This is a genomic window from Streptomyces sp. NBC_00557, assembly GCF_036345995.1.
GTDB lineage: Bacteria > Actinomycetota > Actinomycetes > Streptomycetales > Streptomycetaceae > Streptomyces.
In genome coordinates, this window is record NZ_CP107796.1 from 8,003,743 (window position 1) to 8,027,081 (window position 23,339).

The window sequence follows — 23,339 nt, forward strand, 5'->3', positions numbered from 1 at the left end:
CGATCTCTCCACTCTTCTCGAAGTCCGCATTCCTCAGCCGAAATCGCGCAGGGTGACGGACTCACCGGGCTTGAGGCTGACCCTCCGCGAGGTGCCGCCCGAAAGAACGGTCATGTCCCGGCCGCCGACGCTCTGCAGCGTCAGCTGCGTGACCTTGCCGTTCTTCCACTTCAGGGCGGCGACGAAGCCGCCGCGGACTCCGACGCCGGACACCGAGCCGGATGCCGCCCAGGCGGCGGGCAGCGCGGGCAGCAGTTCGACGTGGCCCGGACGTGAGTAGACGAGCATCTCGATGATCGCGGAGGGGGTGCCGAAGTTGGCGTCGATCTGGAAGATGCCGCGGCCTTGTCCCATGTCCATGATGTCGAAGAGGTTCGGCGCGGTGCCGTTGCTGCCGTTCACCGACGGCTTCAGGTTGTTGACGACCAGCTGATAGGCCTTCTCCGCGTTCTTCAGCCGTGACCAGCACAGGCTGCGCCAGGCGTTGGACCATCCGTAGCTGTTCACACCGCGGGCGGTCAGCAGAGCGGTCGCGCCGGCGAGGATGTCCTTCGGCGTGGAGTCGTCCGGGCGGATCCGGTCGCCGGGGAAGAGACCGATGAGCGGTGAGAGGTGCCGGTGTGTGGTCTCGCCGAGGTTGTCGGGTGACATCCACTCCTCCAGCCAGCCGGTCTTGGGGCTGACCACGGGCAGGTACAGGCGCCCGCGCAGACCGTCGACGGTCGCGCCGTAGGAGGTGTCCCTGCCGAGCACCTGGGTCGCGGTGCGGTAGTTGCCGAAGAGGTTCCACACCAGTTCCTGGGCGTAGGTGATGCCCTTGGCGTCCAGCGGACCCTGCTCGGGCGACCAGTCGCTGTCGGCGACGAGGACCTCGCGCGAGGCACCGGAGGCGTCGGTGACCGTCGTGGTGATGAGACGGGCCTCCCAGAACTGAACGGCGCCCTTGAGGAGGGGGTAGATCTTCTGGAGGTAGGCGCGGTCCTGGGTGTACTCGTAGTGCTCGAACAGGCTCTGGCAGAGCCAGGCGTTGCCGGCCGGATGCCACCACCAGCCGCCACCGCCGTAGGGGTTGGTGGAGATGGCCACGGTCCAACCGGCCAGCCTGCCGCTGGAGTTGCGATATCTGTTGGACGGGCTGTTGAACAGCCGCCGGGTGACGTCGGTCCAGGAGGGCAGCTGCGCGAGGCAGTAGTCCGCGAAGGCGTCGAAGCAGCCGGACAGACCGGCACGGTCGGCCATCCAGTAGTTCATCTGGACGTTGATGTCGGTGTGGTAGTCGCCCATCCAGTCCGGGTCGTTGCCGTCCAGCCACGGACCCTGCAGGCCCATGGGGAGGCTGCCACGCGACCCGGAGATCATCAGATAGCGGCCGAACTGCAGGTAGGCGGCTTCGAGTTCGGGGTCGGGCACGTCGTCCCGGTAGCGGGCCTGCACCCGTTGCCAGGTGTCCAGGCTGCGCTGCGCGGCGGACGACGTGCCGAGGTCGATGTCCAACTGCTCGAACACCGGGCGGAAGTCGGCGACGTGCGTGTGCAGCAGGGTGCTCGCGGAGTGGGCGGCGGCGTTGCGGACCTTGGTCCGCGCCAGGCGCTCCGGGTCCAGGGACGGGTCACGGAATCCGGCGGCCGCGTCGGGCACGTAGTTGGTGCCGCCGCTGACCACGACGGTGAGGTCCTTGCAGCCGCTGAAGGAGATCGCCGTGCCGTCGACGGCGATCGTGCCGCTGCTGCTGCGGGCCGTGACGGCGGCGCCGTACTTCAGCCCGTTGGAGAAGGAGGCGCCGAACGAGGCGTAGTGCCCGGCGTCGTCGGCCCGGGTGGTCTCGCCGTGGGTGCCGGCGAGGGTCACGGTACCGGTATAGGAGCCGCCGCCCTGCTGGGAGAAGTACAGGACGATGACGTCGTCGGGGCGGCTGGCGAAGATCTGCCGCCGGTAGGTGACACCGGACAGGTCGTAGGAGACGCCGACGAACCCTTGTGCCAGGTCGAGGGAACGGCGGTAGTTGTCGACCGAGCCCAGGTCGTGCGCGGGGATGTCGACGGTGAGCTTGGCCAGCAGGGTCAGGGACCCGAAGTCGTCCCGGCCGTACGGGAACTGGCCGTCGCTCTGCAGCGTGTCGTTGCGGCCGCCGGTCCACAGGGTGGCGTCGCTGATCGTCAGCAGCTCGCCGGCGGGATCATTGCTCGCGAGCGCGCCGAGGCGGCCGTTTCCCACCGGCAGGCCCTGCTGGATCATCGAGTCGGCGGAGCCCGGAGCCTGCCACCACAGCTGGTTCCTCGCGGCGGCGGCCGCGGGCAGCAGGGGCGAGGAGGTGGGGCGGGCGGGCGCCGCCGACGCGGTGAAGGAGGGCAGACCACCGAGGGCGGCGGCCGCGCCGGCGGTGGCGGCGAGAGTGAGAAAGCCCCTGCGGCTCGGGTGGTTGTCGCGTGATGCGGTGTGCGCGGTGTGCTCGGTATCCACGTTGTGCACTCCATGTCAGGGGAACGGCGCATGCGGGGTGACGGATCCGGGCCGTCGGGCGTTGCACGAGGCCAGGACCGGGCGTGGCCACGCCGCGGGTGCGGGACCGTGCGGGAGCGGGACGGGCCCCGGTGACCGTGTGAAGACGGGACGGGCCCGGCACCATGTGGGGGTGGGGTGGTCCCCGGGCGCGGGCCCCGGGCCGTGTCTCCCGGAACCCGCGAGAGGGGTCAGGCGGACTTGGGGACGTCGATCCTGTCGATGTCGGGGGAGTAGTCCCAGCCGCTGTCGAACGTGATGGTGTTGGAGCCTGCCTTCAGGGCCAGCCGCACGCTGACGGTGTCGACCGTGGACCAGTCGCCCGTGGAGGGGAACTTCAGGCTGGTGCCGTTGCCGCTGTTGGAGTAGACGGTGACCGATCGGGGGTCACCGCTGACGTAGGAGACGTTGACGGTGTAGATGCCGGCCTTCTTCACCGTGATGTCGTTGAACTGCAGCTTGCTGTCGAGATAGAGGTTGCCGACCTTCTTTCCTCCGGAGCAGGAGTCGCAGGTGGCGACGGAGGCGCTGCCGGTGAGGGTGTTGTTCGGGGACTCGGCCTCGTAGCGGGTGGTCGACAGCGGGGTGCCGCCGGGTTTGACGGTGAACAGCCGCGAGCCGTGCTCGGGCAGCGTTGCGGTGATCCTGTTCTTGTACGTGCCGAGGTTGCGGTGGTTCCACAGGTCGCGTACGGAGGCCGCACCGGTGAAGCCGAAGGACGCCCAGTCGGCGGTGACGGAGGCCGGCGAACTGCCGAGATTGAACAGGGCGACGGTGTACGTGCCGTCGGCGTTCCTGGTTCCCCAGACCTGCTGGTCGCCCATCGGCGTGACGGGTCGGGCGACGGGCGAGTCGTTCTGGTCGACGCCGATGACCTCCTGGTTGGTCAGCAGGGAGAGGCCGTAGCTGTCCAGCTTGGTGAGGTCGTCGCCGGTGAACAGGGGCGACTTGTTGATGGCCCACAGGGTCATGTAGCTCTGCCGCTCGGCCTGGGTGAGACCGTCCATGGCCCCGTTTCCGACGTCGATCGCGTCGAGGTCGTTCCAGCCGCCCGGGCCGGCCTCGTGGCTCCAGGCGGGGGCGTCGTTCCAGCGGTCATTGACGGAGTTCTCCCAGGTGACCAGGGTGTGGCAGTAGCACTCGACATCGGTGTCGATGCGCCAGCCGTTGGAGTACTTCTTCCAGTCGGCGGCGTGGCCGATGTCGAGGGACCAGGAGAGTTCGAGGTGGATCGGGCGGCCGGTGGCGGATATGGCCTTGTGCCAGGCGGCCACGTCCGCGACGTTGTTGTAGTTGTCACCGGACTTGAACGAGCCCGGGCCCACGCCGTCCAGTTTGAGGAAGTCGTAGCCCCAGTCCGCGAGCATCTGTGCCTGCGAGTCGATGTACTTCTGCGCGCACGGGTTGTCGAAGTCCAGCTTGTAGGCGCTGTCCCAGCCGTTGGTGGTGCGCAGATCCGGGTAGACGATGTCCGCCGTGGTGCACCCGGGGGCGTTCCAGATCGGCAGCTTGCCGTCGCCGTACGCGCCCTTCTCCAGGCCGACGGGCAGGTAGATGCCGGCCTTGAGGCCCTTGGAATGGATGTGGTCGGCGACCGGCTTCATGCCGTGGGGGAACCGGACCGGGTCGGGTGACTGGCGTCCGTACCGGTCGAACTCGGACGTCCAGTTCTTGTCCATCCACCAGCCGGCGTCGATGTTGACATAGTCGTACCCGTACGGCTTCAGCGTGGCGGCGAGGGCGTCCGTCTGCTTCAGGACGTTCGCCTCGGTGAGGTAGCTGTAGTTGCCGTCCGGGTTGAGGCCCGGGTACTGGGACGACTGCATGCTCCAGCTGGACCAGCCCATGTACGGCTTGGCAGCGAGGCCGGAGGCGACATCCGCTGTGCCGATGGCGGAAGTACCGGCTGAGGTCGTGGATTTGGAGCCGACGGCCACGGCCTGGCCTGCGGCAGGGACCGTTGCGGCGACTCCCGCCGTGACGGCCAGGACGAGTATCGCTCGGAGGGTACGGCGCGGGAAGCCGGGGAGGGCTCCGCGCAGGGCTCTGTACGGGGATGACCGCATGGGTCGCTTCCTGAGGTGAGGTGAACGGAATCGTTCGGTGGCACCCGGCCGGTGGAGGGGCGTGGCCCGGGCCGGGGGGCATGCCGGGTGCCGGCAGGACGCCGGCGAAGCGTCCGAGTGGTGGTTCCGCAAGGCGCCGGGTCGGTGGCTCAGCCCTTCTCCGAGGCGATGGTGAGCCAGGTGATGAGCCGTCGCCGCCGCGAAGTACACCAGGGGCAGGGGATCGCGGTCACCGAGCACCGTCCGCGATCGGACGGGCCGGAGTCACCGTCTCCGAACGGGACCGGCCTGCTCCGCAGGCGGCGAGAGCGGGCAAGGGCCGAAGCGGCGGCCCTGCCACCGAACGGCGCCCGGACCGACCGTGCGCGGCCGATTCCCGCGACGGCTAGGGGCTGTGGCTCTGCGGCGTCATGGCTACTCCTCGTATGTGTCCGACCTCATGAAGGACTGGATCGCGGTGGCCGCGGCCCCCCGCGCCCACTCCTCGAAGGGAAGGGGACGTGTCACCACGTCGCACTGGGAAGCGGTGCCGAAGGCGGACGCGGCGAACGCGTCCCGGATGCCCTCGGCGAAAAGGTCGTAGGCGGCCAGGCCCTCGCCGGAAATAACCACCCGCCCGGGACCGAAGATGTTCACCAAGAAGCCGATGGCCTTGCCGATGGCCTCGCCGGCCCGTGCGTAGACGGCTCGGGCACAGGGATCTCCGCCGTGGGCCAGGGCCAGGGCTTCGGCTGCATCGGTCACCTGCTTGCCGGTGGCCGCACGCACTGCGCGGAGTATCGCCGGGTCCGCCGCGATCGCCTCCACGCACCCGCGGTTGCCGCAGTGGCAGAGCGGGCCGAGCGGGTCCAGTGCCAGGTGCCCGATTTCGCCGGCCACGCCGTGCGCCCCGGACACGACTCGCCCATGGACCACCAGGCCGCATCCGATTCCGGCGCCCACGGTGACCAGGGCGAAGTCGGACAGCCCGACTCCGGCGCCGAACCAGTGCTCGGCGACCGTGAGAGCCCGGACATCGTTGTCGACCGTGACCGGCAGTCCGGTCGCGGTCCCGACGATCTCGGCGAGGGATACGTCCCGCCACTCCAGGAAGGGCGAGTACCGGACCACACCGTCCGCGCGGTCCACGTCCCCCGAGATGGCGATGCCCAACCCCCGTACGCGGACGCCGAATCCGTCGGCCTCGGTGAGCAACTCCTGTACCACTGTGGTAATAACGGGGAACACGGCCTCCGGCTCGCGGCCCGTGAGCCGCACGTGCCGGGACACCCGGACACGGCAGCACAGGTCGGCCAGCACGGCGATGATCTCGTCGCCTGTCACCTTGATCCCGATGAACAGCGCTCTGCCGCCGTCCACCCACACCAGGTTGGCCGGGCGTCCCACCGAGGGCCGTGCCTCTTCGTCCACGCCCTCGGCCAGGTAGCCGAGTTCCATGAGCGGGCGGACCGCCTTGGTGACGGCGGCCGGAGAGAGCCGGGTCCGCCGCCCCACCTCGGCCCGGGTGAGCGGACCGTGCGAGAGCAGGGTGGTGAACACCAGGGACGTGGCCGGAGTCATCGTGACGACTGACTCGCCCGGGGATGCGTTGGGCATGGCCGGAAACCTAGGGGTGACTCTTTTCCGCTGTCAATGAAAAAACCACTCTTGGTCAGAGGGATTCGGCAGTTGGCTGTCGAACCTTGGAAAGTAAGGAAGTGTACGTCAATTGACGAGTGTTCAAAGGTGTGGTGGGTTGCCCGTCGGGACGGCGAAGCTGGGGTGCGCCCGGTTCACCGGTCGCCGCCAGGGCACCGGCGGGCCAGGGACAGCCGTTCACCCTCCCCGGTCCCCCGGGGCCTTCCTGCCCCGAAGGCGCGGGCTGCCGCCGTACGACCCTTACGGGGACGCCCAGACTCCTGCATCCCGGCCCTCTCCTGGCCCACCGGCCGGTCACGGATCGCAGGAAGGGCGCGGCAGCCGGTGCAGCGGAACCTGGCCATGGCTTCCACGGGCAAGCCGGACGAACTTCACCATGGACACCGGCCGGCGGCCGGCCTGGGCGTCCCCCGCCCCCGCATCAGGCCTGAAACCCGCCGACTTCATGTTGCGCAGTCCTTCTTCGTGATACCTCTCCATCGGGACTGCGACCGAAGGAGATGACGTGTTGACGGTTCGTGCGTTGAGGAAGGCGGCTGATGAGGCCGAGTTGGCGGCGGAACCCTTAGTGTCGCCAACGGCGTTCCCCGGATCGGAGGACCCGCTGGGCCTGCGGCCGCACACGATGTGGGTCGGCTCGGCGGAGGCTCTGGCACTCCTGGGAGTGCAGTCGGGCAACAAGGCGACCGTCAAAGAACTCGCCGCCGCAGTGGCGGGGCAACACGTTGTCAGCGGCGCGTCGGCCAGGACGGACGGCGAGGCGTTCGACCTGACGTTCGTGGCGCCGACCTCCGTGTCCTGGGTCTGGGCCCAGGGGGATGCCGACTTGCGCGAGGAACTGGAACAGGTGGTCATGCAAGCCGCCTACGCCAGCCTCCAGCACCTGACCCGGACCAGGCCGGTGATCGGCAACATCGCACCCGCCCAAGGTCTCGCCGCCGCACTGGCCCTGCACGCAGTCGGGCAGCGCCCACCCTGGTCGCAAGCGCCGCTGCCGTTGCTGCACGTGCACGGCTACCTCGTCGGCGTACTCGACGAGTCAGGAATCCTGCGCGGCCCGGACCGCCAAGCACTGCAGGAGCAGAGCATGACCCGCGAGTGCGGCGCTCTCGGACGAGCGCGCCTCGCTCAGCACCTGCGCGACCTCGGGTTCGAGATCAACGCGCGCACGGGCCCCGGCGGCCGCTCCTTCGAAATCGCGGGCGTGCCCGAAGGCCTGCTGGCCATGGGACGGTCGGCGGACAAGGGATGCGCAGGACTGGGCCGCGAGACCGACCAGGACCCATGGGAGGTCCGCGAGGTCTTCTGACCCTCGCACTGAGCAGTCGGCCGTACCGGCACACGAGGACCCTGTCATCGCGGGGGCTCGTGTCGCCGGTGGCCCGGCAGGCCGTGCTGCCCCCTGCCCGGGGACGAGAAGGACGGTACATCGGGGTTCGTCGGACTCGATGACAGCGCTCCCTGCACCGACCCGGCGGGACGAGGAAGCCGTGTGCCGACCGGTCGGCATCTGACGGCCATGGCCCACAGCCGCGGCAGGAACAGGACCGCCCTGCGCCGCCGGGCTCGATGCGCATGCGACCGGCACCTGCCGGTTCTTCCCGCGTGATCGCAGCGGCATGGTGGGGCGATCTTCGGGACACTTGCAGTTCATGAGGCTGCTGACGAGATTGCGTGGAACGGATCGGCGTCTGACCCAGAGGCTCGCCGCCTGCACGGCGCCGGGCGTGCACCGGACGCTGTCGGCGGTGGAGGAGTGCGCGGAGAGCACCAAGCTGTGGTGCGGTGCGGCAGCGGTGATGGCCTGGGCCGGCGGCGGGCGCGGGCGGCGCGCGGCGGCGGCCGGCCTTGCGGCGCTGACGCTGGCGCAACTGGTCTCCAACGGGCTGTGCAAGCATCTGGCCGACCGGCCCCGGCCACCCAAGGAGTGGATCCCGCACGACGAGGTCGAGGACCGCCCCGCCTCCTCGTCGTTCCCGTCCGGGCACACCGCAGCCGCCGCAGCGTTCACCGCGGCCGTCTGGCCCACATGGCCCGTGGCCGGCATGGCGTGTGCGGTTCCGGCCGCCATGGTGGCGATCGAGCGTGTGCAGAGCGGCGCGCACTACCCCAGCGACGTCGCCGCCGGCGCCGTGATCGGCCTGGCCGCCGCCCGGCTTGCCCGCCACAGCCCCCGCTGGGCGCTGCGGTGGTGGCTGTCGTAGCCCGCCGGCCGAGGAGCGCGCTTGAGCCTGATCATGTGAAGGCCTCGACTGCGATGGCGATCCTGTCATGGAAGTCACCCCGTGCTGGGCAGAAGAGCGACCAGAACTTCGCCGTGGTCTGCGCGGTGCGGCCGGACGGGCAGTGACATGGCGTGCTCGCCGCCCCCGGCCGCGCCGCGCAGGCAGTGCCCGGCCCGGAGGAGCGGGCGGGGCAGGACGCGGACGACGTCCTCGAGCGTCCCTGTGGCAGCGGCGGGCCTACGCTGTTACCGCAGGCCCGCCCGAACAGACCGACTTCCAGGACGCGTCCGCGTAGGCGAGATGGGCGCCGCAGACAGTGCAGCGGAAGAGCATGGCGGTCGCACCCTCGCCCAGGTGGGTCAGGAAGTGCTCGAGCTGGTTGTCGTCGTGCCGGCCGCCGATGCGCATGTCGACCCGCAACTGGTCGAGGGCTTCAGGATGCGCCGCCGGCTCGGTGTATCCGACTTCGCCCAAGAAGGCGGCCGCGTCATGGCAGTGGACGAGCCAGTGCGGATCCTGCCAGGCGTGGAAGCCAGGGGTGCGGCGGGTGACCTCATGCACGACGTCCTCGCTGACACCGTGAAGCCCGTAGGAGTCGCTGAATTCGCCCGCGAAGCGTTCAGCCGCGCTCCCGTCTGCGATACACCACGGGCAGAAACGTCCGTTGGCCTCGTGCGCGGTGGAGAAGGTGGCCGTGTAGATCCAGCCCGTGTTGCGCCTGCAGCAGGCGCACGTCTCGACGGACGCGCGGATGGACCCACTGGCGACGGGGTCTGGGTGATAGCGAAAGTAGGGCAGGTTGCCACTCATCGCCGGGTACCGCTCCCGACCACGGTGGCCGTGCCTGCTGATCGCATGGAGAGCTGTCTGTCCTCGAGCAGGTCCTGATCAAGCGCGGCGTCGTACCCTTCCTTGCCCAGCCGCATCAGAGGTGAGAAAGCGGGCGCATGGGCATCCCGGTGCGTGCCCGGCAGGGCTGTGAGCGGTAGCAGTGGATGGAGTCGCGCTCGATCGTAAGGCGCTGCATGTCCCATCGAGCTCCCTCCCGCAGGGCTTCACCCGGACACTGCCACTGCGGGCACTGATCAAACCGTACCGGCGACATGGAATACCGGCCAGCCGATCTCCGTGCGCCACTGGGCGACAGCGGGGGTGTCGCGTGGGCCGGTGAGGTAGGTTTCGCGCACCGGTCCCGCTACGGCCAGGGAATGGTCCGCCACCCATCTGCCGAGCTCACCGTAGGTCACGTCGATCGTGTCGTGGGCGCCTGAATAGACGGTAACGGCGAGTTCCGCGCCCGGCAGTTCCACGGTCCGCACCCGTCCTACGGCCGGTACGTGCGCGTCGACGGGCACGTACACGAGGAGGTGCCCGCTCCCTTCGCTGAACAGCGCGTTGTCGTAGAGCCCGCCCGGGGGTCCTGACGGCCGACGGACGACCGCTTCGAGTTCGGCCATCGCACCTGCGTACCAGTCGTGCACGTCGGCGTGCGCGACGGTGGCCTCCACCGCGGCCACGAGCTGTGCGGGCACGTGGCGCAGTTCGACCTCGATGCCGGCCGGCTCGGGGTGCAGCAGACGGTGCAGAGACGCGACGGCCGCCTGGGTGCGTGACAACTGTTCCTCCAGCCGCTGCAGGTGCTCGGCCACGAGTCCCGCACGCGTGGCCGGGTCCTGTGCCAGCAGCATCCGCCGGACGTCTGCGAGCGGCACGTCGAGTTCCCGCAGCCTGGAGATCACCTGAGCGGTGGGGATCTGGCCGGCGTCGTAGTACCGGTAGCCGCTCGACGGGTCCACGCGGGCCGGCTCCAGCAGCCCCGATTCGTGGTAGCGACGCAGCGTCCGGATGGTCAAGTGGGTCATCTGGGAGAACTCGCCGATGGTCAGCATGCCTCCTACTGTGCATGCTCCCCCTGGGGGGGGTTCAGGGCTTGACCCTGATGTCGGGGGAGGCCGCAGGGTCACATGCATGACCAGCACGACACATCCTTCCCTCGATCTTCAGGGGCGGCCCGTCCTCGTGACCGGCGCCGGCAGAGGCACCGGTGCCGCGATCGCGGCACGCCTTCGCGCGGCGGGGGCCACCGTGCTCGCCACGGCGCGTACAGCGCCCCCGACTGCCGACGAGCATTTCTTCGTCACCGCCGATCTCACGTCGCCCGAGGGCATCGACACCGTCGTCTCGGCTGTGCACGAGCGGCTCGGCACCCTCGAGATCCTCGTCCACACCCTCGGTGGGTCTCACTCGCCCCCCGGTGGGTTCGCCGCCCTCACCGAGGAGCACTGGCAGGACGAGATCGCCTTGAATCTGCTGGCCGCGGTCAGGCTCGACCGCGCGCTGCTGCCGGCGATGCGCGAGGCGGGCCGTGGTGCCGTCGTCCACGTGTCGTCCATCCAGCGCCGGCTGCCGCTGTTCGACGCCACGCTCGGCTACGCCGCCGCCAAGGCCGCACTGACCGTCTACAGCAAGGGCCTGTCCCGTGAGCTGGCCCCGCACGGAGTGCGGGTCAATGTGGTCTCCCCGGGAGCGATCGAGACGGAGGCGGCCAAGGCCCTCGCCACCCGCATCGCCCGGTCGCAGGGCATCGAGCACGCCGCGGCCTGGGAGCAGATCCTGGCGTCTCTCGGCGGCATCCCCCTGGGCCGCCCCGCCCGCCCGGAAGAAGTCGCCGAACTCGTCGCCTTCCTCGTCTCCGACCGGGCCAGTGCCATCACCGGCGCCGAACACACGATCGACGGCGGCACTGTTCCCACCCTCTAGGCGTACCGACCCGGAACGAGTCCCCACTTCTCGGAGAACCCTGATCATGTCCCTGACCTCCCTTGACCACCCGCCGGGCGTCGTCCGGGCGTACCTCGACGCGTGCACCCGGGACGACAGGCGAGCGGCAGCCGAGTGCTTCACCGAGTCCGCGGTCGTCGTGGACGACGGCAGCACCTACCGCGGCCGGGAGGCGATCTCCCGCTGGATCGGCCGCTCGTCGACCGAGTACACCTATACGTCCACCCCCACGGCCGCCGTCCGGCGTGACGGCACCCACTGGAACGTGACCCAGCGCGTGGAGGGCGGCTTCCCCGGCGGTGTCGTCGACCTCGACTATGCCTTCACCCTCGACGACGCGGGCATCACCGAACTCGTCATCAATCCGGTCTAGCAGCTCCGGGTCGGCGCCGGCCGCTGCCATCGCGCGCAAGGTGAACGACGACGGATCCACCCCGCGTGAGGTTGCGCCGGTCTCCGGTCACGTCAGCGCCGAGGAGTTCACCGGATCGTGCAGCCGGCGGTGATGGCCGTTCGAGTTCATTGGGCACCTCCGGGCGCGCCAGACCTTCCTGATCAGGCCGGATGGTGAGTACGACGTTCATGTGGAGACCTGGGCGGCTCGGCCCGGAGCGTCTGCTCCGGGCCGAGCCGCCCAGGTGATGTCAGCGTGCGGCGGGGACGGCGTCGTGGGTCGGTGCGGGTGTCTCCTTCGGATCGAGCTCGGCAGTCACCGCGGAGCGAGCGGGGGTGGCGGCATAGGGGATCTCTCCGCGCAGGACGGCCTTGGCGCGGTGCTCGTCGAGCTCGCCCTCCCAGCGGGCGACGGCCAGGGTGGCGACGCCGTTGCCGACCAGGCTGGTCAGGGCGCGGGCTTCGGACGTGAACCGGTCGACGCCGAAGATCAGGGCGAGGGCGGCGGCCGGGACGTGCGGGACGGCGCTGAGAGTGGCGGCCAGGGCGATGAAGCCGGAGCCGGTGACGCCGGCGGCGCCCTTGGATGTGAGCAGCATGACGGCGAGCATGGCCAGCTGCTGCGTGAGGCTGAGGTCGATGCCGAGGGCCTGGGCGAGGAAGACCGAGCCCATGGTCAGGTAGATGGCGGTGCCGTCGAGGTTGAAGGAGTATCCGGCGGGCAGCGTGATGCCGACGACCGGTTTCGAGGCGCCCGCGTGCTGGAGCTTGGCCATCATGCGCGGCAGGACGGGCTCGGTGGAGGAGGTGCCCAGGACGATCAGCAGTTCTTCTTTGATGTAGCGCAGGAACGGCAGCAGCCGCAGTCCGTTCAGACGCATCACGGTCCCGAGGACGACCAGGACGAAGAGGAGGGCGGTCAGCCAGAACGATCCGACGAGCAGCCCCGGGTGGCGCAGGGCGCCCACGCCGTAGTGGCCGATGGTGAAGGCCATCGAGCCGAACGCGCCGATCGGAGCCAGCCGCATGATCCAGCGGATGAGCGTGAACAGGACCGCGGAGAACCTCTCGACGCCGCGGGCGATGCCCAGGCCGGCCTCCCCGCCGGCGTGCAGGCCGAATCCGAACAGCACCGACACCAGCAGCACCGGCAGGATCTCGTTGCCGGTCAGGGCGCTGACCAGGGTGGCCGGGATGATGGCGAGGAGGAACTCGGCGAAGCCCTCGTGGGCTGTGGTCGCCTCCGGCGGCAGGCCTTTGGTGGACAGAGTCGGTCCGGTCGCCCACAACGGGAGGAAGCCCAGCCGACGCACGGCTAGGGCTTCCTCGATGCGGTGAGCAGCGGCCGGAGACGGAGTTGCCGCCGCCCAGGCCGTAAACCGCTCGTGTACCCGTCGGCAGACCGCGGCGAATCGCGGTCACCGTGGGCCGGGCGGGTCAGTGCTGCAGGGTCAGGAGACCGGGCCGCCAAGGCAGTTGGTCGTAGCTGCCGGTGGCGGTGGGGGACTTGCCCTGGTAGAGGAACTGCAGGTTGCACGGGTCGATGGTCATGGTCTGGTCGGGGTTGTTGCGGACCAGGTCACCGTGACTGATGTCGTTGGTCCAGGTCGCGCCGCTGTTGGCCTTGCCGGCGAAGGGGCTGCTCTCGCTGCCGGCCTGCGGGGTCCACGAACCGCTCAGGCTGGAGGCCGTGAACGAGCGGAAGTAGCGCCCGTTCGCCCCGATCGCCTCGACGATCATGAGGTACTGGTTCTGGCCCTGGACCTTGTAGACCTGTGGCGCTTCGAACAGGTTGTTCGTCGAGTCGGTCATGACCGTTGTGTACGACGAGCCGAAGCTGCCCGGGAAGTTCCCTATCGGCATGCTCGCTCGGTAGATTCGGCCGTTGTCACCTGCGAAGAACAGGTACATGTTCTGGCCGTCGGCGATCAGGGTCTGGTCGATCGGGCCGGTGCCGGAGTTGGAGATGCTGCCGGTGAACAGCGGCTGCGGCGCGGACCAGCCGTTGGGGTTGGTGGGGTCGCTCGACGTGCGGTAGACGAAGGGCCACGCACCCCACTGGTATGCCAGCACCCAGATGTTCTTGGGCGCGAAGTAGAACAGTGTGGGTGCCACCGCTGCCTGGCTCATCCCGGTCTGGCCGGCCGATGCCATGTCCGACCAGTTCGTGAAGGGACTGAACATCATCGAGCCGTACGACGACCCCGAGACGTTCGACGCGTAGACCAGGTGCTTGCCGTTGTACACCACGTCGGTGAAGTCCTTCAGGGAGACCCACCCGTTCGCCGGCTGCGCCAGGGCACCCGTCGACGTCCACCGGTACGCCGACGGAAGAGCGCACGTACCGCCCGACGGCGGCGTCGAAGTTCCGGACAGGCCGGTCCACTTCTGGTTGCTGCCGCCGTTGCACGTCCAGATCTCCACCGCGGTGCCGTTGGCCGTACCGGAGCCCGTGACGTCCAGGCACAGCCCGGACTCCACGCCCATGATCGTGCCGTCGGAGTTCAGCCGCCACTGCTGGTTCGCGGCGCCGCTGCAGGTCCAGATCTGCACCCGGGTACCGGCCGTGGTGGCGTGGCCCGGGACATCCAGGCACTTGTTGCCGTACACGGTCAGCTGGTTGCCGTCCGTCAAGGTCCACTGCTGGTTCGTGCCGCCCGAGCAGTCCCAGATCTGCAGGTACGTCCCGTCGGTCTGGCCGGCGTTCGGCACATCGAGACACCGGCCGGAGCCGACACCGCGCAAGGCGCCACTGGTGGCCGCCTGAGCCGGGCCGGCGACGAGCGACGCCGCCAATGTGACCAGGACCGCGATAGCGGCGGCAAGCACCACGGAAAGGCGTCTCCGGCTGAAACTTCCTCTGCGCATGGGCACCTCGTCATCCTTGAGCAAGCGGTTCCGGCCGGTCTGCCCCTGCGGTGGTGATGTGCCCATGACACACGCACATGGTGGTGTACTCCCGCAACTGGACGTCGGCGGATCGTTCGAGATAGTTCGAGATATCGGACAAGGGTCGAAACATCGAGCACTCGGATGATAGGGAACGAGTGAACGGCGTCAACCCTTCTCGCATGATTCGCTAACTGACTCGAAAGAGTCGTCGGGGCGACGAGCGGCGTTGTGAGTCCATGGTGTCCTGGGTGACGAGTCGAGCCTCGAAAAGTTTCGGCACCAAGTGGCAGTGCTCACTCGTAAGTTTCGAAGAGTTTTCGTAAACGAATCGTTGACTGGCGCTCTGTGTCGAGCGCATACTCTCGAGCGATCGAAGCCTTCCCGTAACGGAGACGACTCCGCACGGTCACACCCGTCCACTTGGCACGTCTACACACGCATGCCCGGCGGCGGGAGGCACGGGTTGCGGTGATCGTCGCGAATCCGCGCACGTGACCGAACCCTCACTGACACCGCGGCAGACGTGCCGCGTGCACACGTAGTCAGCGCGCTCAACGGCCTTTGTCAGCCAGCAAGTTCATTGCTTCGCGCGCAGAACGCCCGCTTTTTTTCTTTATTACTTGACGAGCAATCAGGGAGTTTCCACGATGACGAGGAAAGCTCGCAGCGCGACGACTGTCGCGATGTGCCTGGCTATCGCGCTCGCTGTCACCGGCTGCGCCGGCGGCAGCGACGCGGACAGTGGCGGCGGCTCGTCCGATGGCAAGGTCACGGTGACCCTCTGGGAGAACGCGCAGCCGGGGCCCGGTGCGGAGTACTGGAAGACCGCTGCGAAGACGTACCACTCGCTGCACCCGAACGTCACGGTCAAGATCCAGATGATCCAGAACGAGGACCTCGACGGCAAGCTGCAGACGGCCCTCAACTCCAACTCCGCACCGGACATCTTCCTGCAGCGCGGTGGCGGCAAGATGCGGGCCATGGTCGACGCCGGTCAGGTTCAACCGCTGGACCTCACGGGAACCGACAAGGCGAACGCGGGCGCGGCAGCGGTCGCAGGCTACTCGATCGACGGCAAGGTCTACGCGATGCCGGTGGACACGCAGCCCGAGGGCATCTACTACAGCAAGGACCTGTTCAAAGAGGCCGGTATCTCCTCGCCGCCGACGACGATGGACGAGCTCGAGGCCGATGTCGCGAAACTGAAAGCGATCGACGTGGCGCCGATAGCGGTCGGCGCCAAGGACGCCTGGCCGGCTGCGCACTGGTACTACAACTTCGCCCTGCGCGAGTGCAGTCAGGACACCATGGCGAAGGCCGCCAAGTCGCTGCAGTTCACCGACCGGTGCTGGACGAAGGCCGGCGACGACCTGGCCTCTTTCCTGAAGGTCGACCCTTTCCAGAAGGGTTTCCTCACGAACTCGTCGCAGCAGGGCGCCGGTTCGTCGGCGGGCATGCTCGCGAACCACAAGGCGGCCATGGAGCTCATGGGCAACTGGGACCCCGGTGTGATCGCCGGCTTGACCCCGGACAAGAAGCCGCTCCCTGACCTGGGCTGGTTCCCCTTCCCCGTCGTGGACGGCGGCCAGGGCGACCCGACCGCCATCATGGGTGGCCTCGACGGATTCTCGCTGTCCAAGAACGCGCCGAAGGAGGCCCTCGGCTTCCTCGAGTTCCTCGTGACCAAGGACCAGCAGAAGGCCTACGCGAAGGCCTTCTACACGATCCCGGTGAACAAGGACGCCCAGGAGGTCGTCACCGACTCCTACAACGTCTCGGCACTGCAGGCGTTCAACAAGGCCGCCTACTCCGTGCAGTTCCTCGACACCGAGTACGGCCAGAACGTCGGCAACGCCATGAACACCGCCGTGGTGAACCTGATGGCCGGCAAGGGTACCGCCGCCGACATCGTCAAGGACACCAACGCCGCCGCCGCGAAGGGCTGAGTAAGCAGACGATGAGCAACACCCTGGGTACTGACACGGCCACCGGCCGCCAGTCGCAGGGCACACCCGGAGTCGGGGGCGCGGCCAACTCCGCGTCCCCGGCTCCTCCGCGAGCGGCCGCGCGCCGCCGCCGTGCCGAGATGCGACTCGAGATCGCGGTCCTGTCCGGGCCCGCGATCATCATGTTCCTCACGTTCGTGGTCTTCCCGGTGGCACTCGCGGCTTTCTACGGTTTCTACCGGTGGAAGGGCTACGGTGCGCCCACCGACTGGGTCGGCCTGAACAACTACAAGCTGATCCTCACCGACCCCGCGTTCCAGCAGGCTCTGTGGCACAGCTTCCTGGTCCTGGTGCTCTCCCTGGTCATCCAGGGCCCGCTGGCCATTGTCCTCGCGCTCATGCTCAACCAGAGGATTCGTGGCCGCTCGGCCATCCGCGTCCTGATCTTCGTCCCCTACGTCATCTCCGAGGTCATCGTCGGCACCGGCTGGAGTCTGATGCTCCAGACGAACGGCGCCGTCAACGATCTCCTGCGCCACATCGGCCTGGGCTTCCTGCAGGCGGAATGGCTCTCCGACCCGAAGCTGGCCATCTGGACACTGATGGGCATCATCTCGTGGAAATACATCGGCTTCGCGGTGATCCTGATGCTCGCCGGCCTGCAGTCGATCCCCGAGGAGCTCTTCGAGGCCGCTCAGATCGACGGCGCTTCCTTCTGGCAGATCCAGCGCCGCATCACGATGCCGCTGCTGGGGCCGACGATCCGCATCTGGGCGTTCCTGTCGATCATCGGCTCGCTGCAGCTGTTCGACCTCGTCTTCATCATCTGGGGTCCCTACGTCGCGGGTACCGCCGGCACCTCGACGATGGCGATCTACATGGTCGCCCAGGGCCGCAACGCGGGCAACTACGGCTACGGCAGCGCCATCGCGGTCGTGATGTTCCTGATCTCGCTCGTCGTCGCGCTGATCTACCAGCGCTTCGTTCTGCGCCGCGACCTCCGGGGCGCCGTCACCGAAGGAGCCGCCTGATGAGCGCGACGACCGCCGACTCCTGGTTCTCCTCCGGTGCGGAGCCGGACACCCCCGTCAACCGCCATCGGGACAGGCCGCAGAAGTGGGGGAGTCCCCTCACCTACTTCATCGCGCTCCTCTTCATCGGGGTCTGCATCGCACCGGTGCTCTACATCGTGCTCGGCGGATTCCGCACCAACGCGCAGTTCACCACGAGCCCGGCAGCCCTTCCGCGTCCCTGGGTCCTCGGTAATTACTCCGACGTCCTGACGTCGAGAAGGTTCTGGGGCGAATTCGCCAACTCCGTTGTCGTCGCGCTGCTGAGCACCGTCGGTATCGTCGTTCTCGGCCTCATGGTGAGCTTCGTGATCGCCCGCTACGACTTCAGGCTCAAGGGCGCGATGTACTCCCTGTTCGCCGCCGGCCTGATGTTCCCGATGGTCATCGCGATCACCCCGCTGTACATCGTCATCAAGAACATCGGCCTGGTCGACAACCTGTTCGGTGTGATCGTCCCGCAGATCGCCTTCGGCCTGCCGACGACCGTCATCATCCTGGTGCCGTTCCTCAGAGCCATTCCCCATGAGATCGAGGAGGCCGCCGCGATCGACGGTGCGAGCCGACTCGGATTCTTCTTCCGCATGGTGATCCCGCTGTCCCTGCCAGGTGTCGTGACGGTCGGCGTCCTCGCCTTCATCGGCAGCTGGAACAACTACGTCCTGCCCCTGTACATCCTCAACTCGGACGCGAACTTCACACTGCCGCTCGGCGTCCAGGCGTTCTCCTCCCAGTACTCCTCGGACACCGCGAAGGTCCTCGCGTTCACCTCACTCGCCATGCTGCCCGCGCTGGTCTTCTTCTCGATCTTCGAGAAGCGGATCGTCGGCGGTCTCACCGGCGCCGTGAAGGGCTGAGACGCAGCCCGAGCACCACGTGAGCACCGCACACTTCCACCCCTGCCCCATACCGTGCCTCGGACAGGGGCAGGCTGCCGATCGGCGGCATCGCTCTGAGCCGCCCGTCACTGCGCCGCCTTGCGGACCGGCAGGGCCCGGCACCACGGATCCGGAGCCGGACTGACCGCCGGTCCTGCCACGGCGACGGCCCCGACACAGCGGAGCAGGGGTTCCGGAACGGTTCCGCCGCCACCGTGGGGGGCCATGTCCGCACAGGACCTTGCCTCGGAAACCGGAATATCCGGGTCAGTGTGCCGGCAGCTGCTCGTCGGTCCGGGGCCGGCCCAGCGTTTCCGCCGCGGCCTCGGCGAAGTCGCGGATGAGGGAGGAGCGGCGGGTCGCCACCCATGCCAGTGCCACCTCGTTGGGGCCGAGGCCCTCCACGGGCAGCGGAACGACGTCCGGGCGGGTGTAGAACGTGGCGGTGGAAAGCGGCAGCACACAGATGCCGGCTCCGGAGGCCACCAGCTCGAGTTTCTCCTCCACCTGGTGGATCGCCGGGACTTCCGGGCGCCGTTTGCCGCGCAACTCCAGCGCCACGTCACGCCACTCCGGAACGGCGTCCGGGTCCTGGAGCAGATGCTCGGAGGCGAGGTCCCGCACGGTCACCGCCGCCCTGTCCGCCAGGCGGTGCCCCGCCGGCAGCATGACCACCCGTGGCTCCTGGAAGAGCGGCCGCACCTGAAGGCCGCGCTGGTCGATGGGCAGCCGTACGACGCCGATGTCCGCCCGGCCGTCGAGGAGCACCTCGACCTGGTCCTCCCAACTGGTACGCAGCAGACGCACGTTGACGCCGGGGTGACGTGCGGTGAAGGCCGACGTGGCGGGGGTGACCGTGATGCCGGGCATGAAGCCGATGGTCAGCGTGGGAGTGTCCTGCGCCGCCGCTTTCACCCGCCGGATCAGTGCCTGGGCGGAGGCGAGCAGTGGCACGGCGTCCTCCAGCAGCTGCCGCCCGGCCGGCGTGAGCAGCGTGCCGCGCCGGTCGCGGTCGAAGACCTCGACGCCCAGGTCGTCCTCCAGGCTGCGGATCTGCCGGGACAGCACGGGCTGGGCGATGTGCAGCCGCTCGGCCGCGCGTCCGAAGTGGAGTTCCTCGGCCACCGCCACGAAATACCGGAGCTTGCGCATGTCGAGATCCACCCGGGCTCACCGCTCACTTTCTCCTTGGGACGACCCGCCTGGTCACTGGGCTGTCCCGGATGCCACTGCATCGATCGGCCTCGGGGGACGACCGAGGCATGTGACCTCGAATGTACTGCCCTGGTGCGGTTGACCGTCTGTACTGCCCCGGTGCGGTTGAGCGTCTGTGCTGCTCCGGTGCGGTTGAGCGTCTGTGCTGCTCCGGTGCGGTTGAGCGTCTGTGCTGCTCCGGTGCGGTGGTCCGTCGCAGACGGTGCCCGCTCCTTCCGGGCCTGGTTCACTCGCCGGCGGCGAGCACGGCCAGCGGGTCGGTCCGCACCGGGGTCCACCCCAGCTCCGCCTCTGCGCGTGCGGGGGTGAGCTGCTGGTCGAGGGCGAAGGCGTCCGCGATCGGGCCCATCTGCTCGCGGGCCTGCTCCAGCGAGATGGAGGCGACCTTGCCGTCGAGTCCGACGGACCGGGCGACGGCCAGCGCGCAGTCCCTGGCGGTGGGGTTCACCCCGCCCACGCCGGCGTACACCGAACCGGGCTTCGCCCTGAGCGCAGCGACATACAGCTCCGCGATGTCGTCGATGTGCACCAGCGCCCAGCGGTTCGCGCCGTCGCCGATGCAGGGGATGGCGCCCGCCGCCTTGCCCGGGGTGGTGTAGAAGATGTCGATCAGGCGGTTCTCGCCGCCGTACAGCAGGCCGGGCTGTACCACCACGGGACGGCCACCCTGCTGCGCACGCTGCAGGACGGCGTCCTCGACGGGCTTGCGCCAGGCGACCAGGGCCGGCGGATTCCAGGGGGCGGTTTCGTCCACGACGCCGTCGGTGTCGCCGTAGACCCAGGTGCCGCCGGTGTGCACATAGGTGCCGGAGCCGATGCCGTCCTGCATCGCGGTGGCGGCCGCCAGGTCCTCGTCGCCGGTCTCGGCCTGCGCCAGGTGGATGACCGCCTCGGCGTGGGCCGCCGCGGCGTTGAGCACGCCGAGGTCTCCCAGACCCCCGCGCACGGGCTTCGCTCCGGCGGCGCGGACCGTCTCGGCGGCACGGTCGTTGCGGGCCAGGGCCTCGACGCCGTGCCCGTGCCGGACCAGCGCGCTGATCGTGGCCTTGCCGACGTATCCGGATCCGCCGGTGAGGAAGATCTTCATGGGGGTGGCTCCTGTCCATGTGGGCCGGTGACTGTTGCTGACGAGCCTGCGCCCGCCGACGGACCTCCGTCCAAGACCTCTTTCGGCGTCTGTGATACCCGCTGGACATCAGCCGGGCCCATGCCCAGCGGGTATCAGCGACGACAGAACAGGTCTTGGACAGCTGCCCCCGCGGCCCAGCACGTTGGAGTCCCTCCGTCCGACGAGGAGATCCTCCATGTCCCAGACCGCCCCAGCCCGGTCCGCCCCAGCAGCGGCTTCCGCGCGCCCCGGTATCTCGCGCGGCATGACCGTGCTGCTGGCGACGGCAACCGGCGCGATCGCCGCCAACATGTACTACGCACAGCCACTCCTCGACGTGATCGCGCGCTCCGTGGGCATCTCAGCGGGCGCCGCCGGTGTCCTCGTCACCGTCACCCAACTCGGCTTCGCCCTGGGCCTGGTGTTCGTGCTTCCGCTGGCGGACATCGTCAGGCGCCGGTCGCTGCTGACCGTGCTGCTGATGCTCGACGCCGCCGCCCTCGCCGCGGTCGGCGCCGCCCCGTGTCCGACCGTCGCCCTGGTCGCCTTCGCCGCGCTCGGCCTCGCGAACGTCGCAGCTCAGGTGCTGGTGCCCGCAGCCGCACACCTCGCCGACGACGCCCATCGCGGGCGCACCGTGGCGACCGTCATCAGCGGTCTGCTCACCGGCATGCTGCTGGCTCGGACCGTTGCCGGTATCGCGACCGAACTCGTCGGCTGGCGCCCACTGTTCCTTGGTGCAGCGGCACTGATGGTCACCCTCGCCATGGTCCTGCGCCGCGCCCTGCACGGCATGGACGCCCTCCCCGGGCGACGCCTCGGTTACGGCGAGGTACTGCGCTCCACCGTCCGTATCTACCGGACCCATGCAGCGGTCCGCGTCCGCGCTGCCTACGGCGCCCTCGGCTTCGGTGCCTTCAGCGTCTTCTGGTCGACCGCCGCTCTCCGGCTCAGCCGGACTCCGTTCGACTACCCGCCCGCTGTCATCGGCCTGTTCGGCCTTCTGGGCGCCGCCGGCGCGATCGCCGCCAACCTGACCGGCCGCGTCAGGCGGCACACCCACCCCCTGCCCACCGCTTTCGCCGTCGCTCTCATCGCCGTCGCCTTCGCCGTGCTGCTGCCGGCCGGGGACACGCTGGGCGGCATGATCGCGGGCGTGCTGATCCTGGACATCGGCGTGCAGGGGCTGCACGTGCTCAACCAGCGCGTCATCTACGACGTCGACGCGGAGGCCCGCAACCGGGTCAACAGCATCTACATGACGTTCGACTTCGTGGGCGGAGCGCTCGGTTCAGCCGTGGCGTCCCTGATGTGGGCGCAGGCCGGCTGGCCCGGTGTCTGCCTGACCGGACTCGGCATCACCGCCCTCGCGTCCCTGCTGTGGATCTGTACCTCCTACCGCGCAGGCCAGGCCGGGGCACCTGTCCGCTGACCGGCCTGGCCCCTCGTGACAGAGGCCGTCGGCGGCCGCGGTCCCCCGCGCGCTGGAAACGCTGCACGCCGGGCGTCCGACGCTGTTCCACGGGCACGGACCGGCACCGCTGCGAGTGGTGCTCGGAAGCAACGGGCACCGCCACATCGTCACCGCGCTGCGGAAGCGGCTGGCGGAGGTCGCCCAGGAGACTTCCACGCCCATGACCGACCACCCCTCTACACGAAGGGTTACGATGCCTGACAATGAGTGACATCTCTGGCCCGGGAAGCGGTGAAGGAGCAGTGCGGCCGAAGGCCGGCTCCGGACGATCGCTGCGCATCGCCGTCGTTCTGTTGGTGGCGGCCTCCGGCGCGTTGGAATCCGTGTCGTTCCTCGGGCTGGACCGGGTCTTCGCAGGAGTCATGACCAGCAACCTCGCCTTCCTCGGCATGGCCGTCGGCCGCGGGGAGACGGTCGGCGTGACGGCGGCGGTGCTTGCGCTGGCGGGCTTCGGGGCGGGAGCGCTGATCGTCGCCCTGCACACCCGCGGCTGCGCCGCAGCTACGACCCACTGGCCGCCGCGCATCTTGATGGTGCTCGGTGCCGAGGCGGTTCTCCTGGCCGCGGGAGCGCTCGTCTGGGGGCTCACCGGTGGCAGGCCCAACGCGGCGATCCGGGACGTCATGCAGTGCGGAGCAGCACTCGCCATGGGAGCCCAGTCCGCCGCCATGGTGGCTGCCGGGCAGGCCGCCGCGCCCACCACCTACCTGACCGGCACCCTGGCCACCTACATCGTCAAGGGCGTCGGCACCGGGCACCCGGGCGTCTGGGTACCGCTGCGGCTCGCCGGGCTCATGGTGGGCGCGGCCATCTCCGCCGCGCTGCTCGCGGAGGCACGGCCCTGGGCCGCCCTTCCGCCCGTCGTGTTGATGCTGGGCGCGATCGCGATCGCCTGCGAGCCGATCCGGGCGCGCCGTCGTGACCCGGTCGGCCGAAACCGGTCGGCGTGACCCGGCCCCGGGGTCCCCGGGCCAGATCTCAGTGCTCCTGAACGACGCGCGCACGTGCACACGCCATGGCCCTCGGCGCATTGGGGACGTTTTCACCGGTGTTTTCACCGGCCGAGGACGGACGTTGCCGCGTCATCATGCACCGCCGCGACGACGTGGCCTTGGGAATGGCCGCTCCTCGATGCGTGTGTTCTCCGGTTCCCC

General features: G+C 69.1%; 17 protein-coding genes and 1 pseudogene. 9 read left to right on the forward strand and 9 right to left on the reverse strand.

The genetic code is table 11. From position 1 onward, the window contains the following. Positions 1–33: 33 nt before the first annotated feature. The 3 genes from OG956_RS35640 to OG956_RS35650 all read right to left on the reverse strand — a co-directional run bounded on the left by OG956_RS35640 (position 34) and on the right by OG956_RS35650 (position 6,161). On the reverse strand, positions 34–2,460 hold the full coding sequence (locus tag OG956_RS35640) for a glycosyl hydrolase family 95 catalytic domain-containing protein (protein ID WP_330342152.1): 2,427 nt from the start codon (positions 2,458–2,460) through the stop codon (positions 34–36). 230 nt (positions 2,461–2,690) lie between these two features. After that, positions 2,691–4,565: an alpha-galactosidase D gene (locus OG956_RS35645; protein WP_330342153.1), complete on the reverse strand. Its 1,875-nt coding sequence runs from the start codon at positions 4,563–4,565 to the stop codon at positions 2,691–2,693. 414 nt (positions 4,566–4,979) lie between these two features. Continuing rightward, positions 4,980–6,161: an ROK family transcriptional regulator gene (locus OG956_RS35650; protein ID WP_330342154.1), complete on the reverse strand. Its 1,182-nt coding sequence runs from the start codon at positions 6,159–6,161 to the stop codon at positions 4,980–4,982. Positions 6,162–6,708: 547 nt separating this feature from the next. Between OG956_RS35650 and OG956_RS35655 the strand changes: the two genes are divergently transcribed. Together OG956_RS35655 and OG956_RS35660 are read left to right on the forward strand one after the other, a co-directional pair. Further along, positions 6,709–7,512: a relaxase domain-containing protein gene (locus OG956_RS35655; RefSeq protein ID WP_330342155.1), complete on the forward strand. Its 804-nt coding sequence runs from the start codon at positions 6,709–6,711 to the stop codon at positions 7,510–7,512. A 418-nt stretch (positions 7,513–7,930) separates the two neighbouring features. Then, positions 7,931–8,407: a phosphatase PAP2 family protein gene (locus OG956_RS35660; RefSeq protein ID WP_443065639.1), complete on the forward strand. Its 477-nt coding sequence runs from the start codon at positions 7,931–7,933 to the stop codon at positions 8,405–8,407. A gap of 258 nt (positions 8,408–8,665) precedes the next feature. Here the strand turns inward: OG956_RS35660 and OG956_RS35665 are convergent, their stop codons facing one another. Beyond that, a complete protein-coding gene (locus OG956_RS35665) occupies positions 8,666–9,238 on the reverse strand; it encodes a CbrC family protein (RefSeq protein WP_330342157.1) in 573 nt (190 codons plus the stop codon). A 275-nt stretch (positions 9,239–9,513) separates the two neighbouring features. Beyond that, positions 9,514–10,317 (reverse strand): MerR family transcriptional regulator, encoded by an 804-nt coding sequence (locus OG956_RS35670; protein ID WP_330342158.1) that lies wholly within the window; start codon positions 10,315–10,317, stop codon positions 9,514–9,516. Positions 10,318–10,396: 79 nt separating this feature from the next. Between OG956_RS35670 and OG956_RS35675 the strand changes: the two genes are divergently transcribed. Together OG956_RS35675 and OG956_RS35680 are read left to right on the forward strand one after the other, a co-directional pair. Then, complete coding sequence (locus tag OG956_RS35675) at positions 10,397–11,188, forward strand: SDR family oxidoreductase (RefSeq protein ID WP_330342159.1); 792 nt, start codon at positions 10,397–10,399, stop codon at positions 11,186–11,188. Between the two features lie 46 nt (positions 11,189–11,234). Beyond that, a complete protein-coding gene (locus OG956_RS35680) occupies positions 11,235–11,582 on the forward strand; it encodes a nuclear transport factor 2 family protein (protein ID WP_330342160.1) in 348 nt (115 codons plus the stop codon). 271 nt (positions 11,583–11,853) lie between these two features. Here the strand turns inward: OG956_RS35680 and OG956_RS35685 are convergent. Both OG956_RS35685 and OG956_RS35690 read right to left on the reverse strand, forming a co-directional pair. Next, positions 11,854–12,873 (reverse strand): annotated as a pseudogene (locus tag OG956_RS35685) (cation:dicarboxylate symporter family transporter); the annotation flags it as partial. Positions 12,874–13,039: 166 nt separating this feature from the next. After that, complete coding sequence (locus OG956_RS35690; RefSeq protein ID WP_330342161.1) at positions 13,040–14,470, reverse strand: non-reducing end alpha-L-arabinofuranosidase family hydrolase; 1,431 nt, start codon at positions 14,468–14,470, stop codon at positions 13,040–13,042. A 671-nt stretch (positions 14,471–15,141) separates the two neighbouring features. Between OG956_RS35690 and OG956_RS35695 the strand changes: the two genes are divergently transcribed. From OG956_RS35695 to OG956_RS35705, 3 genes are all read left to right on the forward strand, one after another. After that, positions 15,142–16,440, forward strand: a complete 1,299-nt coding sequence (locus OG956_RS35695; RefSeq protein WP_330342162.1) for an extracellular solute-binding protein — start codon at positions 15,142–15,144, stop codon at positions 16,438–16,440. Positions 16,441–16,580: 140 nt separating this feature from the next. Continuing rightward, positions 16,581–17,471, forward strand: coding sequence for a carbohydrate ABC transporter permease (locus OG956_RS35700; protein WP_330342163.1), 891 nt, complete (start codon positions 16,581–16,583; stop codon positions 17,469–17,471). Beyond that, the gene (locus tag OG956_RS35705; RefSeq protein WP_330342164.1) at positions 17,471–18,367 is read left to right on the forward strand and encodes a carbohydrate ABC transporter permease; all 897 of its coding nucleotides are present in this window, start codon (positions 17,471–17,473) and stop codon (positions 18,365–18,367) included. The genes OG956_RS35700 and OG956_RS35705 overlap by 1 nt, the downstream gene beginning before the upstream one ends. A gap of 288 nt (positions 18,368–18,655) precedes the next feature. Here OG956_RS35705 and OG956_RS35710 read toward each other — a convergent pair whose 3' ends face one another. Together OG956_RS35710 and OG956_RS35715 are read right to left on the reverse strand one after the other, a co-directional pair. Then, positions 18,656–19,540: a LysR family transcriptional regulator gene (locus tag OG956_RS35710; RefSeq protein WP_330342165.1), complete on the reverse strand. Its 885-nt coding sequence runs from the start codon at positions 19,538–19,540 to the stop codon at positions 18,656–18,658. Between the two features lie 289 nt (positions 19,541–19,829). Next, the gene (locus OG956_RS35715; protein ID WP_330342166.1) at positions 19,830–20,690 is read right to left on the reverse strand and encodes an NAD-dependent epimerase/dehydratase family protein; all 861 of its coding nucleotides are present in this window, start codon (positions 20,688–20,690) and stop codon (positions 19,830–19,832) included. A 217-nt stretch (positions 20,691–20,907) separates the two neighbouring features. Here OG956_RS35715 and OG956_RS35720 point away from each other — a divergent pair, with 217 nt between their 5' ends. Then, positions 20,908–22,143 carry an MFS transporter gene (locus OG956_RS35720; RefSeq protein WP_330342167.1) on the forward strand — a complete coding sequence of 412 codons (1,236 nt, stop codon included), beginning with the start codon at positions 20,908–20,910 and terminating at the stop codon, positions 22,141–22,143. A gap of 245 nt (positions 22,144–22,388) precedes the next feature. After that, positions 22,389–23,135 carry a YoaK family protein gene (locus OG956_RS35725; protein WP_330342168.1) on the forward strand — a complete coding sequence of 249 codons (747 nt, stop codon included), beginning with the start codon at positions 22,389–22,391 and terminating at the stop codon, positions 23,133–23,135. Positions 23,136–23,339: the final 204 nt, after the last annotated feature.

Excerpts from the sequence above, each read along its gene's own strand:
- OG956_RS35645 (WP_330342153.1), bottom strand. The coding sequence starts at position 4,565 with ATGCGGTCATCCCCGTACAGAGCCCTGCGCGGAGCCCTCCCCGGCTTC.
- OG956_RS35650 (WP_330342154.1), bottom strand. The coding sequence starts at position 6,161 with ATGCCCAACGCATCCCCGGGCGAGTCAGTCGTCACGATGACTCCGGCC.
- OG956_RS35665 (WP_330342157.1), bottom strand. The coding sequence starts at position 9,238 with ATGAGTGGCAACCTGCCCTACTTTCGCTATCACCCAGACCCCGTCGCC.
- OG956_RS35670 (WP_330342158.1), bottom strand. The coding sequence starts at position 10,317 with ATGCTGACCATCGGCGAGTTCTCCCAGATGACCCACTTGACCATCCGG.
- OG956_RS35675 (WP_330342159.1), top strand. The coding sequence starts at position 10,397 with ATGACCAGCACGACACATCCTTCCCTCGATCTTCAGGGGCGGCCCGTC.
- OG956_RS35680 (WP_330342160.1), top strand. The coding sequence starts at position 11,235 with ATGTCCCTGACCTCCCTTGACCACCCGCCGGGCGTCGTCCGGGCGTAC.
- OG956_RS35690 (WP_330342161.1), bottom strand. The coding sequence starts at position 14,470 with ATGCGCAGAGGAAGTTTCAGCCGGAGACGCCTTTCCGTGGTGCTTGCC.
- OG956_RS35695 (WP_330342162.1), top strand. The coding sequence starts at position 15,142 with ATGACGAGGAAAGCTCGCAGCGCGACGACTGTCGCGATGTGCCTGGCT.
- OG956_RS35700 (WP_330342163.1), top strand. The coding sequence starts at position 16,581 with ATGCGACTCGAGATCGCGGTCCTGTCCGGGCCCGCGATCATCATGTTC.
- OG956_RS35705 (WP_330342164.1), top strand. The coding sequence starts at position 17,471 with ATGAGCGCGACGACCGCCGACTCCTGGTTCTCCTCCGGTGCGGAGCCG.
- OG956_RS35710 (WP_330342165.1), bottom strand. The coding sequence starts at position 19,540 with ATGCGCAAGCTCCGGTATTTCGTGGCGGTGGCCGAGGAACTCCACTTC.
- OG956_RS35715 (WP_330342166.1), bottom strand. The coding sequence starts at position 20,690 with ATGAAGATCTTCCTCACCGGCGGATCCGGATACGTCGGCAAGGCCACG.
- OG956_RS35720 (WP_330342167.1), top strand. The coding sequence starts at position 20,908 with ATGTCCCAGACCGCCCCAGCCCGGTCCGCCCCAGCAGCGGCTTCCGCG.
- OG956_RS35725 (WP_330342168.1), top strand. The coding sequence starts at position 22,389 with ATGAGTGACATCTCTGGCCCGGGAAGCGGTGAAGGAGCAGTGCGGCCG.